This is a genomic window from Hoeflea algicola (genome assembly GCF_026619415.1).
In the GTDB taxonomy this organism is placed as follows: Bacteria; Pseudomonadota; Alphaproteobacteria; order Rhizobiales; family Rhizobiaceae; genus Hoeflea; species Hoeflea algicola.
Genome location: NZ_JAOVZR010000001.1, coordinates 1,090,013 through 1,102,622 on the forward strand (window position 1 = coordinate 1,090,013; position 12,610 = coordinate 1,102,622).

Here is a 12,610-nt window from a genome sequence, read left to right on the forward strand (position 1 = left end):
CTCAGAAGGCCTGCCCTATCCCGGCATAAATTCCGTAATCCGGGTCGGTCGGGCCCTTGTTGAGTGGCAGCGCCACATCAACCCGCAACGGCCCGAACGGGGTAGCATAACGCAGACCCACACCGGCGCCGACCTTGAATTCGGCACCGGAAAAACTGTTGCCGGCGCTGACCATGCCAGCATCAACGAACGGGACAATGCCAATCGTGTCGGTGATGCTGATGCGCAGTTCAGCCGAGGTTTCGATCATCGCCAAACCGCCAGTCGGCGCGCCTGTGGCGTCCACCGGACCAATATCCTGATATCCGTATCCGCGGACCGAGCCGCCACCACCGGCATAAAACCGTCGGTTGGCCGGAACATCTGACAGCCTCGCACCATAGATCGCCCCGGCAGCAACCCGCCCGGCCAGCACAAAACGCTTCGCCGCGTCCAGCGCCCGGTAGGCCGAGCCCTCAGCGCGCAGTTTTACAAAGGTGGCCCCATTGTTGATCTCGTGGGCCGGTTCGACCAGTAGCGACAACCGTGTGCCGGAGGCCGGGTTGAGCCGGTTGTCACGGGTGTCGCGCACATATTCGAGCGGCAGTGCGATCGTGATTGTCTCCTGGTCAACATTGAAGCTGTCGGTCAGCGTGGCATATTCTACCTCGACACCGGCGGAAACCGTCTGTTTTTCCGTCAGTTCATAGGAAACACCCACAGCGCCCACGACCGAGAATCGGCGATAGGCGTCCGGGTTTTCCTGCTCCAGTTCAAGCCGCGAGGTGAATTTCGAAGCCGGCCCCAGCACACCGGGCTTTTCAAACAACACCGCTCCGCGCCAGGTCATGTCCTCGGCCTCGCTGGTGCTGCCAAGCCCGCTGACCGAGCCTTCAACCCGTAGCTTCTCGGCACGACCGAACAGGTTGCGGTGCCCCCAATAGGCCTCCGCGCCACCGCCGTCGGTGGAAGAATAGGTCGCGCCAAGACCCAGAAAGCGGTGCTTGCGTTCCGACACATTGACCTCGACCGGAACCGCACCGGCCTCTGTCAGGTTTTCGCCGCCACGCACGGTGACGCTGGAAAACACCTCCAGCGCCCGCAGCCGCTTGGCAGCCGCCATCAGAGCTGCCGGATCATATTGTTCGCCTTCGGGAATGCCGGCCATCATGGCGATGAAATCCGAATCCACCGACTGGGCGCCGTCGACAGCGGTCTGCCCGAACGGCGCCACTGGCCCGGCTTCAAGCGTCAGCGACACATTGATCACACCGGTTGCGTGATCAGCCACCACATCGCGGTCGGAAATCCGCGCCAGCGGGTGGCCGGTCTTTTCAAGTTCTTTCACCAGCGCTTTCTCGGCATCGAGAATCACTGTCGATTTTGCCAGGCTGCCCGGGGTCAGTCCCTGCGCATCGGCAGTATAGGCGCGACCATCAACATCGCGGATGTTCACGTCGCCAAAACGGAATTGCTGCCCTGGTACGACCATGATCCGCACCGGAACCGGTCCGGTGCTTCGCAAATCGGCGTCAGGCGGCAGATCGGCCAGGCGCTTGCCTGCAATCAGGATCTGCACTTGCCCGCCATAACGGGCGTTTTCATAAAGCGCCGCCACCAATTGCTCAAAATCGCTGTTGGCCCGCTGAATCAGCCCGATCGAGCCGGAAACCGGGCGTTCGGCACCCTGGACCAGTTGCGACGCCACTTCCAGTTCGCTGCGCAAGGAACCGTCGGGATCGGCACCGCTGACTTCCAGCGAAACGCTGTAAGACAACGGATCGACAACTGCGACGGTGTCAGCCTGCTCGTCTTCGAACAGTTTCAGCCCAAAGATTTCCAGCGCCTGACCAGCCGTGGACGGGATTGCGAGTGCCATGGCCAAACACAAGACATGCGGCAGCCTTCGCGGCCACAAGGGACCGCGCGCTCGGCAATCTATGGTCCGCGCGTGTGTCATCCGTTCCAATCTACAGCGCCATGGTGAACAGGCCCTGAATCCTTTTAGCCCAAAAAATCCGATTTAAATAAGGGCGTTGTGAAAAAACTATGGTCGTCAAAGATAATGGCAAGCCTGCGCTGCTCGGTTTTAGCGGCGATGTCGCAATTACCTCTTGTGCGGCGGGATACGATTTCGCAATCTGCCGCCTAAATCAGGCCGGGGGTGGACCATGAAATCGCATGTCAGAGCAGTTGTGATCGGGGGCGGCGTCGTTGGCTGTTCAGTGCTCTATCATCTTGCCAAGGCCGGATGGAGCGATGTCATGCTGATTGAACGCTCGGAATTGACCTCTGGTTCCTCATGGCATGCGGCGGGTGGCTTTCACACACTCAATGGCGACCCCAATGTCGCCAAGCTGCAGGCCTACACGGTGAGCCTCTACGAGGAACTTGAAGCGCTCTCCGGCCAGTCCTGTGGCCTGCACCTGACCGGCGGCGTGATGATGGCTGACAGCCCCGAGCGCATGGATTTCCTGCGCCTGGTCCACGCCAAGGGCCGCTATCTCGGCATGGAAACCGAACTGATCACCCCATCCGAAGCCAAGGCGATGTTCCCGCTGATGAACGAGAGCAATTTCGTCGGCGCTCTGTGGGATCCTGTCGAAGGCCATCTTGACCCCTCCGGCACCACCCATGCCTACGCCAAGGCCGCGCAAAAGCTTGGCGCGGAGATCGTACTGCGCAACCGCGTCACCGAGCTGACCCAGGAGGCCGACGGCACCTGGAATGTCATTACCGAGCAAGGCACGGTGAAAGCCGATCACGTGGTCAATGCCGGCGGATTGTGGGCGCGCGAAGTCGGCCGCATGGTCGGTCTTGAATTGCCGCTTCTGGCCATGGAGCACATGTATCTGCTTACCGAGGAAATGCCCGAAGTGCTTGAGTTCAACGCCAAGACCGGCCGCGAACTGGTTGGCGTCATTGACTTCAAGGGCGAGATCTACACCAGGCAGGAACGCTCCGGCATCCTGCTTGGCACTTATGAGAAAGCCAGCAAGCCCTGGTCGCCAATCGACACGCCGTGGGATTTCGGCCACGAATTGCTGGCGCCGGATCTCGACCGCATCGCGCCGTCACTGGAAGTCGGGTTCAAGCATTTCCCGGCGATGGAAAACGCCGGCATCAAGCAGATCATCAACGGCCCCTTCACCTTTGCGCCCGATGGCAACCCGCTGGTCGGCCCCGTGCCGGGCCTGACAAATTACTGGACCGCCTGCGCGGTGATGGCCGGCTTCAGCCAGGGCGGCGGTGTTGGCCTGGCGCTGTCGAACTGGATGGTCCATGGCGATCCCGGTGCCGATATCTGGGGCATGGACGTATCGCGTTACGGCGAGTGGGCAACTCTGCGCTACACCAATGCCAAGGTGCGCGAGAACTACTCCCGCCGATTCTCGATCTCCTTTCCCAACGAGGAACTGCCCGCCGCCCGCCCGCAGCAGACCACACCGCTCTACGATGTCATGGTGCGCGACAATCACGCCGTGATGGGCGACAGCTGGGGACTGGAGACACCCTTGTGGTTCGCCCCCACTGCGGACGAAGCTCATGACGTGCTGTCCTTCCACCGATCCAATGATTTTAAGCACATAGGCAACGAAGTCCGTGCTGTGCGTGAGAGGGTCGGCGTCACCGAGATCGCCAATTTCGCAAAATACCGGGTCAGCGGTCTGGGCGCCGAGGCCTGGCTGTCGCACCTGATGACCAATACCATGCCCAAGCCCGGACGTATCGTACTGACCCCGATGCTCAATGAATTCGGCAAGCTGATCGGCGATTTCACCATCGCCAAAGCTGGCGACGAGGACTTCATGGTCTGGGGTTCCTCAGCCGCACAACGCTATCACATGCGCTGGTTCAACAAGCACCTGCCCGCTGATGGCAACGTCCGCATCCACCGCTATGACCTTACCTTGGTAGGACTATCGATTGCCGGCCCCCGCGCCCGCGATCTGCTGGCAAAACTCACCGATGACGACGTTTCCAACGCGGCCTTCCGTTTCATGGATTTCCGTCAGATGGATGTTGGCGGAGCGCCATGCATGGTCAATCGCGTCACCTATACCGGCGACCTCGGCTACGAAATCTGGATGGAACCGGCCTACCAGCAGGCCGTCTACCGCGCCATCAAGGCAGCGGGCGAAGAGTTCGGAATCACCGACTTCGGCATGCGCGCGCTGCTGTCGATGCGGCTTGAGAAGAATTTCCCGACCTGGTTCCGTGAACTCAGACCCATCTACGGCCCTTACGAAGCCGCCATGGATCGCTTCATCAAACTCACGAAAAACGATTTCATCGGTCGCGAAGCCGCCGCCAAGGAACATGCCGACGGTCCGAAACTGATGCGGACCTCGTTCCTGGTTGATGCGCTCGACGCCGATGTGATGGGAGACGAGCCGGTCTGGGCCAAGGTCGGCGACACCGACTACGGCACCGTCGAGGCACCGCATGGCTATGGTGCGCCGCGCTTTGATTCGAACGGCACAGAAATCGCCAAGCCCGAAGGCGGCACGCTGCGCGATGGCGACTGGCGCGTGGTTGGCTGGATTACCTCCGGCGGCTATGCCCACACCATCGGCCAATCGATGGCGCAGGGCTACATCCCGGCAGCACTTGCCAGCAACGGCGGCAGCGGCATGTTCGAGATAGAGATCATGGGCATCCGCCGCCCGGCCCGGATCGCGCTGGAAGCACCGTTCGACCCGATGGGCGAAAAGATGCGGAGTTAGGCAAGCCAAATCACAGCACACTTCAGGAATCCGGAAGAGGTCTGATCATCTCCGGCTTCCGTCACCCCGGACTTGATCCGGATACCAGCCACCGCGCGTCAGCGCGGTGAGACACGCTTTCATGTGTTGAACAGGTTTGGGCCCCCGGCTCGCGAACGGTCGCCTGCTGAATGCGGGATCAAGTCTGGCAAGACGATGACGGGAGATCCCGCCAAACTCCAGCACTGGCATTGCCGTCACACACGTCCTAAAGACAACAATGCCCGCAAAATCAGCGACTTGCGGGCACTTCAGGACTCAACTTGCAAACGTCTTAACTCAACCTGCGTGAGATATTGGCCAACTCAATCGGTACGCACCACCGGGTTGCCCTCGGCTGCCAGCTTGGCCAGATCGGCAGGCTTAAGTTCGACCGATTCACCGCAGCCGCAGGCCGATGTCTGGTTGGGATTGTTGAAGGTGAACCCGGAGCGCAGCTTGGTCACCTCGTAATCCATCTCGGTGCCAAGAAGGTACAAAACCGCTTCCGGCGCCACGAATATAACCGCACCATCGCGCTCGATCCGATCATCCTTGGGATTGGCCTCGGTGGCCAGATCGATGGCATATTCCATCCCGGCACAGCCACCCTTCTTGATGCTGACGCGGATGCCTTCGGCACCCGACGCCGCTTTCAATACTGTCTTGACGCGGTCGGCCGCAGCCTGCGTCAAACTCATCACGGCAAAACCCATTACGGTCTCCTTCCGCAGAACGGGTTCAAGGCCCGCTGCTTCGTTCCATGAATGTAGTGTGGAGCAGTCAACTTAACAAGAAGCTGACATGCCCGAGCGCGTAGATCAATACCAGCCGACGGCAACCTGGGCTTCTTCGCTCATCCGGTCAGGCGACCACGGCGGGTCAAATGTCATGGACACTTCTACGCCCGAGATACCTTCAACCGTGTTGACCGCGTTTTCGACCCAGCCCGGCATTTCGCCTGCCACCGGGCAGCCCGGTGCAGTCAGCGTCATCTCGATCTTGACCATCCGGTCATCCTCGATGTCGATCTTGTAGATCAGCCCGAGCTCGTAGATGTCGGAAGGAATTTCCGGGTCATAGACGGTCTTCAGCGCCGAAATGATATCGTCGCTCAGCCGCGCCAGCTCTTCGCGCGGAATCGCTGATTCCGCCACCGCATTGCCGGTTTCGTTGGTGTCATCTGTGGGTGCGTCGCTCATCGGCTTTGCTCCTTCAAGCGAAAAAAGATCGCGCTTTGTCAAGCGCCTCGACCAGCACGTCTACTTCCGCGCGGGTATTGTACATCCCGAATGAGGCACGACAAGTCGACGTTACCCCGAACCGCTTGAGCAGCGGTTGCGCGCAATGCGTTCCCGCCCGCACGGCAACCCCGGACCGATCGATCAGCATCGAGACATCATGGGCGTGAATGCCCTCGATCTCGAAGGCGAAGATCGCTCCCTTGTCCGGCGCTGTACCGATCATTCTGAGTGCATTGACCGCCGACAGTTTCTCCGTTGCATACCGCGCCAGATCGGCCTCGTGGGCGGCAATCCGCTCGCGGCCTATCCCGTCCATGTAATCAAGCGCAACGCCGAGCCCGATCGCCTGCACGATCGGCGGTGTTCCCGCCTCAAAACGGTGCGGCGGATCATTGTAGGTGACACCATCTTCGGACACGTCGACGATCATCTCGCCGCCGCCCATGAATGGCTGCATCGCCTTCAGCGCCTCGGTCTTGCCGTAGAGCACACCAATTCCGGAAGGGCCGTAAAGCTTGTGACCGGTCATCACGAACCAGTCGCAGTCGATATCCTGCACGTCGACCGACAAATGCACCGCTGACTGACTGCCATCGATGAGCACCGGCACGCCCTGCTCGTGGGCGATCCGGCAGATCTCCTTGACGTCGACCACGGTGCCGAGCACGTTCGACATATGCGTCACCGCCACCATCTTGGTCCGGTCGGTCAACGCCTTGCGGAAATCATCCGGGTCGAGCCGGCCCTGATCATCAACGCCGACCCAGACAATCTTGGCGCCCTGACGTTCGCGCAAGAAGTGCCAGGGCACAATGTTCGAATGGTGCTCCATCACCGAAATGATGATCTCGTCACCTTCGCCAATCTTTGGCATGCCATAGCCATAGGCCACCGTGTTGATCGCCTCGGTGCTCGATTTGGTGAACACCACATTGTCGACCGATGGCGCATTGAGAAATCGCCGCACGATCTCGCGGGCATTCTCATAGGCGTCGGTGGCGGCGTTGGAGAGAAAATGCAGGCCACGATGCACATTGGCATATTCGTTCGAATAGGCACGGCTGACCGCGTCAATCACCACCTGCGGCTTCTGCGCCGAAGCGCCGTTGTCGAGATAGACCAGCGGCTTGCCATGCACCATCCGCGAAAGGATTGGAAAATCCTTGCGGATCACGTCAACATCATACTCGTGATTCAAGATCTCAGGCATGGTCGACAAGCCATTGTTCAACAAGGGTTTTCAGCACCTCAACCAGATCCTCATTGTCGAGCTCATCAATCAACTCGTCGACAAAGCCGTTGACCAACAGCGAGCGCGCTGATTTTTCGGTGATGCCGCGCGCCATCAGATAAAACAGATGACTGCTGTCGAGATCGATCACCGTTGCCCCGTGCGCGCAAATCACGTCGTCGGCAAAAATCTCCAGTTCCGGCTTGGCCGCAAACTCACCGTCATCGGACAGAAGCAACGTGTTGCAGGCCATCTGCGCGTCGGTTTTCTGCGCTTCGCGGTTAACCCGGATCTGCCCCTGGAACACGCCGCGGGCGCGATCCAGCACCACGTTGCGGATGATCTCCGAAGAGGTTGTGTTGGGCACATCATGACCCAGTGTCAGCGTCACATCGGTATGGCTGTCGCCGGCAAGCAGATTGATGCAGCGCATGTCGAGATGGGCGCCCTCGCCCGCAACCTCGATATGCACCTCCTGGCGAACCAGCTTGCCACCGGCGTTGACGATATACACCTTGAGCCGCGCGTCAGTACCAAGCCGGGCATTGAGCTGGGCCAGGTGCTGATCATTGTTACCGCGCCCCTGCAGGATGATCCACGTCGCCTCGGCGCCATCGGCCACATCGAGCGTGCTGATCGAGGTCGACAGACCGGTCTGGCCGGCGTCGCCAAGATGGCGCTCGATCACGGTCGCCTTCGATTTACGCTCGAAATTCACAACAAAACGGTTGTGAACCTGCCCGCCTGACTGCACCGACTGCAGTTCGACAATTTCTTCGAACTCGGTATCGGCGGCAACGCTCATTCGGTACCCGTCACCGACAAAGGCGCCATTGTAACGCCCGATCAGATCGTCAGCGCCACGCTCGGTCAGCATTTTGGCTGCTTCGCCGGACACCAGCAGATCCATGAATGGTTCGAGGCTCAGGCCGTCGGGAGACGTTAGCTCGGCGCTGCGGCCCTGTACCACCGGCAGCACCAGACTGCCGCCAACCAGCGGGTCGATCTGTTTGGCCGCCCCGCTTTCAGGATCGGCCACACCACGCAACAGATTGCGCAAATCGGTGTAATGCCAGCTCTCGACCCGCCGGGTCGGAAGCCCGGCCTGGGAGATATCGTAAAGCAGCTGGTCGCGCGCCTTGGTCACGGGCGCATCGCCGGGCAAATCGCCCATCATCTCGGTGAAGCTGTCCACGATCGCCTGTTCTGCGGCGGTCCGGGGCGGTTTTGTCTGCAAATTCATGCTGTCTCTCCTGACCGGCTTTCCGGCCCGTCCATCAACGCCACTCAGGCGGCGGCTTCAATAATCCCGGCATAACCATTGGCTTCCAGATCGAGCGCAAGGTCCTTGTCGCCGGTCTTGATCACCTGGCCCTTGTAGAGCACATGCACGCTGTCGGGCACGATGTGCTCGAGCAGCCGCTGGTAGTGGGTAATCACGATCACAGCGCGATCGGGCGAGCGCAGCGCGTTGACGCCATCGGACACGATCTTCAGTGCGTCGATATCAAGGCCCGAATCGGTCTCGTCGAGCACGCACAGCTGCGGCGCCAGCAGTTTCATCTGCAGGATTTCCGCACGCTTCTTCTCGCCGCCGGAAAACCCGACATTGAGCGGACGCTTGAGCATGTTCATGTCGATATGCAGGCCGGCGGCTGCTTCCTTGACCAGGCGGATGAAATCCGGGGTCTTCAGCTCTTCTTCGCCGCGCGCCTTGCGCTGTTCGTTCATGGCCACCTTGAGGAACTGCATGGTGGCGACGCCGGGAATTTCCACCGGGTACTGAAACGCCAGGAAAATGCCCTTGGCTGCACGTTCGGACGGGTCGAGCCCAAGAATGCTCTCGCCATTGTACAGAATGTCGCCCTCGGTCACTTCGTAATCGGAGCGGCCCGCCAGAATGTAGGACAGGGTCGATTTACCCGAGCCGTTCGGCCCCATGATGGCCGCCACTTCGCCTGCCTTGACCTTCAGGTTGAGGCCGCGAATGATTTCCGTACCGTCTTCGGCGATGCGGGCGTGAAGGTTCTTGATCTCTAGCATGTCGTTATTTCCCAAATCGAATTCACGTTTATCTCTTGGCCGTCGGCGCAGGCCCCAAACCCGTTACAATAAACCGACCGAAACCATCCGCACAGGCAGTTGGAGCATCGATCTGGTTTCCGGTCCGTTCCCGCCGACGTGCCCTACAATCCCAGAGTCGATCTGACTGCTGGCAGCAAAGTTGCGGCGATGATGCCGACAATCCCGCCGATGATTATCCGCAACCCGCGTCCGCCAAAGCTTGGCGCCAGCGCCGACAGACCACCGCAGATCACCGCATACCAGGCCACAGCTGTCATATCGACGCTCATCTTGCACTCCAGATCTGACCCGGTGCCTCAGTCATCATCGTTCTGCAAACCTTGCAAACGCCGCGCAATGGACGCCAATTCCATGCGCGCGCGGTGCAACTCGGTACTCAGCATCTTCTCGCTGGTTCCTGTTGACCCTCTGGAAATAGCTTCCAGAAGATCATCAATGGAACCGCCCAGGTCCTTGTAACGGCCCTTGAGCTTGTCGATTTCGACCTTGGTTTCCGGTTCAAGTTTCATCCCACGCTTCCTTCAAGACTGATTCCGATCAGCTTTTGCGCTTCGACCGCAAATTCCATCGGCAGTTCCTGGATCACGTCCTTGACGAAGCCGTTGACGATCAGCGCGATCGCCTCTTCCTCGGGAATGCCGCGAGCCAGGCAGTAGAACAGCTGGTCCTCGGAAATCTTGGAAGTGGTTGCTTCGTGTTCGAACTGAGCGGTCGAGTTCTTGGCCTCGATATAGGGCACTGTGTGGGCGCCACACTGGTTTCCGATCAGAAGGCTGTCGCACTGTGTGAAGTTGCGGGCATTTGACGCCTTGCGGTGGGCCGAAACCTGGCCGCGATAGGTGTTGTTGGAGTTGCCCGCCGAAATCCCCTTCGAGATGATGCGGCTCGAGGTGTTCTTGCCCAGATGGATCATCTTGGTGCCGGAATCGATCTGCTGATAGCCGTTCGACACCGCAATCGAATAGAACTCGCCGCGCGAACCGTCGCCGCGCAGGATACAGGACGGGTATTTCCAGGTGATCGCCGAACCGGTTTCGACCTGGGTCCATGAAATTTTCGAGTTCTTGCCACGACAATCGCCGCGCTTGGTCACGAAATTGTAGATCCCGCCCTTGCCCTCCTTGTCGCCCGGATACCAGTTCTGCACGGTCGAGTACTTGATCTCGGCATCGTCGAGCGCAATCAGTTCGACAACGGCCGCATGCAACTGGTTCTCGTCGCGCTGCGGCGCGGTGCATCCCTCGAGATAGGAGACATAGGCCCCCTCCTCGGCGATGATCATCGTGCGTTCGAACTGGCCGGTGTTCTTCTCGTTGATGCGGAAATAGGTCGACAATTCCATCGGGCAACGCACGCCCTTGGGCACGAACACGAACGAGCCGTCGGTGAATACCGCCGAATTGAGCGTGGCGTAGTAATTGTCGGTCACCGGCACCACGGTGCCGAGATATTTCTGCACCAGTTCCGGATGCTCGCGCATCGCTTCCGAGATCGACATGAAGATCACGCCGGCCTTCGCTAGCTCCGCCTTGAAGGTGGTGACCACTGACACTGAATCGAACACCGCATCGACAGCGATCTTCGGTCTTTCAACGCCCGCCAGAATTTCCTGCTCGCCGAGCGGAATCCCGAGCTTCTCGTAAACCCGGAGCAATTCCGGGTCGACCTCGTCAAGCGACTTCGGCCCCGATGTGCTCTTGGGCGCGGAGTAGTAGTGGATGTCCTGGAAATCGATCTTCGGATAGTCGACCCGTGCCCAGGTCGGCTCCTCCATCGTGAGCCAGCGCTTGAAAGCGTCGAGACGCCATTCGAGCATCCATTCTGGCTCGTTTTTCTTGGCTGATATCATCCGGATGGTGTCTTCGGTAAGACCCTTCGGCGCGGTATCGCTCTCGATTTCCGTTTCGAAACCGTACTTGTATTGGTCCACATCAATTTGGCGGACCTGATCAATGGTCTCCTGCACCGCAGGCATGGCGCTCTCCAATCTCGCCGGGTCAAGGCCGGCAGCTTGTTAACGTCGTGTGATACGCCCTTGCAGGCCCATCACTATGTAGGGCGAGACGGTTGTCTGCGCCATGTCATTCGCGAAATAACTTGGTTCGCGAATGGAATTTCGTGCGCGGCGTCAGGCCGCGGCTTACGCGCCCTGGCGGGCAATCCGCCGGGCATTGATGCGTTTAAACACATCCAGGAATTGCGCAATGTCTTCCTGGCCGTGGTCACGACCCAGACTGACCCGGATCGCGCCCAGTTCAGCATCGGCGCCCATCGCCGCGAGCACGTGGCTCGGCCCGATCTTGCCCGACGAACACGCCGACCCCGCCGACACCGCAGCGCCTTCCACGTCGAAGGCGATCTGCGCCGTTTCGGCCTTGAGACCGGGCAGTGCGAAGAAGCAGGTATTGGCCAACCGCTCGACTTCGCCACCATGGATGATGACATCCGGCGCAATGGCGCGCATTTCCGATTCCATTTGGTCACGTAGCGCCAAAAGTTCGACCACGCTGCCAAGCGCAACGATCGCGGCCTCTGCTGCAGCGCCGAAGCCGACGATCCCGGTCAGGTTCTCGGTGCCACCGCGATGGCCCTTCTCCTGGCCTCCGCCGGCCAGCAGCGGCGCCGGCATCAGCGTTTCGCCGGCGCTAATCAAGGCGCCAATCCCTTTGGCCGCGCCGACCTTGTGACCCGAGAGAATCAGGAAATCAGCTCCCAGCTCCGCAATCGATAACGGCAGCCGGCCAGCGCCCTGCACGGCATCGACCACCAATAACCCGTGATACGCTTTCACCAGATCGGCCGCTTGCCGCACAGGCTGGATCACGCCAGTCTCATTGTTGGCAAGTTGCAGCGCCAGCATGATCTGTCCGTCAGACGGGTCTTGCGCCGCTAACGCCTCTTCAAGCGCCCCAAGATCAATCCGCCCATGGCCGTCAACCGGCACAATCGTGACCTGGTCGGGCGCAAATCGTCCGCCGGCAAGGACCGCCGGATGTTCAACCGCCGAGACAAACAGTCGCGACAGCCTGACCGGCGCCCGCCCCATTCTGAAATCCGGGGTCAGCACGTGGTTGGCAGCCTCGGTGGCACCCGACGTGAAGGTAACCTGAGCAGCCGGAACGCCTGCAAGCCGAGCGACGGCATCACGGGCCTTGGCCACCAATGCCCGCGCCTTGCGGCCTTCCGCATGCACGGAGGAAGGGTTGCCCGGCAGCGCCATCGCATCAATCATCGCTGCCCTCGCCGCTGGTAAAAGCGGCGCGGTTGCGTTGTGATCGAGGTAGAGGCGCCCGTTCGCCATGGTGTCCTTCACCTGTTGCAAGGCC

The 12,610-nt window shown here is 60.1% G+C and carries 11 protein-coding genes; 1 reads left to right on the plus strand and 10 read right to left on the minus strand.

Features of this window, described 5'->3' with window-relative positions:
• Position 1: 1 nt before the first annotated feature.
• Positions 2 to 1,858, minus strand: a complete 1,857-nt coding sequence (locus OEG84_RS05440) for an autotransporter assembly complex protein TamA (protein ID WP_267652781.1) — start codon at positions 1,856 to 1,858, stop codon at positions 2 to 4.
• A 292-nt stretch (positions 1,859 to 2,150) separates the two neighbouring features.
• Between OEG84_RS05440 and OEG84_RS05445 the strand changes: the two genes are divergently transcribed.
• Positions 2,151 to 4,706: a GcvT family protein gene (locus tag OEG84_RS05445; protein WP_267652782.1), complete on the plus strand. Its 2,556-nt coding sequence runs from the start codon at positions 2,151 to 2,153 to the stop codon at positions 4,704 to 4,706.
• Between the two features lie 344 nt (positions 4,707 to 5,050).
• Here the strand turns inward: OEG84_RS05445 and sufA are convergent, their stop codons facing one another.
• From sufA to OEG84_RS05490, 9 genes are all read right to left on the minus strand, one after another.
• Positions 5,051 to 5,440 (minus strand): Fe-S cluster assembly scaffold SufA, encoded by a 390-nt coding sequence (sufA, locus tag OEG84_RS05450; RefSeq protein WP_267652783.1) that lies wholly within the window; start codon positions 5,438 to 5,440, stop codon positions 5,051 to 5,053.
• Between the two features lie 105 nt (positions 5,441 to 5,545).
• Positions 5,546 to 5,926, minus strand: coding sequence for an SUF system Fe-S cluster assembly protein (locus OEG84_RS05455; protein WP_267652784.1), 381 nt, complete (start codon positions 5,924 to 5,926; stop codon positions 5,546 to 5,548).
• 13 nt (positions 5,927 to 5,939) lie between these two features.
• Positions 5,940 to 7,178: a cysteine desulfurase gene (locus OEG84_RS05460; protein ID WP_267652785.1), complete on the minus strand. Its 1,239-nt coding sequence runs from the start codon at positions 7,176 to 7,178 to the stop codon at positions 5,940 to 5,942.
• Complete coding sequence (gene sufD / locus OEG84_RS05465; protein ID WP_267652786.1) at positions 7,171 to 8,442, minus strand: Fe-S cluster assembly protein SufD; 1,272 nt, start codon at positions 8,440 to 8,442, stop codon at positions 7,171 to 7,173. The genes OEG84_RS05460 and sufD overlap by 8 nt, the downstream gene beginning before the upstream one ends.
• Positions 8,443 to 8,486: 44 nt before the next feature.
• Positions 8,487 to 9,242: a Fe-S cluster assembly ATPase SufC gene (gene sufC / locus OEG84_RS05470; RefSeq protein ID WP_267652787.1), complete on the minus strand. Its 756-nt coding sequence runs from the start codon at positions 9,240 to 9,242 to the stop codon at positions 8,487 to 8,489.
• Positions 9,243 to 9,385: 143 nt separating this feature from the next.
• Entirely contained in the window at positions 9,386 to 9,553 is a 168-nt protein-coding gene (locus tag OEG84_RS05475) for a hypothetical protein (RefSeq protein ID WP_267652788.1), read from the minus strand.
• A gap of 27 nt (positions 9,554 to 9,580) precedes the next feature.
• Complete coding sequence (locus OEG84_RS05480) at positions 9,581 to 9,793, minus strand: hypothetical protein (protein ID WP_267652789.1); 213 nt, start codon at positions 9,791 to 9,793, stop codon at positions 9,581 to 9,583.
• Positions 9,790 to 11,259 carry a Fe-S cluster assembly protein SufB gene (gene sufB / locus OEG84_RS05485; protein WP_267652790.1) on the minus strand — a complete coding sequence of 490 codons (1,470 nt, stop codon included), beginning with the start codon at positions 11,257 to 11,259 and terminating at the stop codon, positions 9,790 to 9,792. The genes OEG84_RS05480 and sufB overlap by 4 nt, the downstream gene beginning before the upstream one ends.
• A gap of 165 nt (positions 11,260 to 11,424) precedes the next feature.
• The gene (locus OEG84_RS05490; protein ID WP_267652791.1) at positions 11,425 to 12,585 is read right to left on the minus strand and encodes a cysteine desulfurase family protein; all 1,161 of its coding nucleotides are present in this window, start codon (positions 12,583 to 12,585) and stop codon (positions 11,425 to 11,427) included.
• Between the last annotated feature and the right edge of the window lie 25 nt (positions 12,586 to 12,610).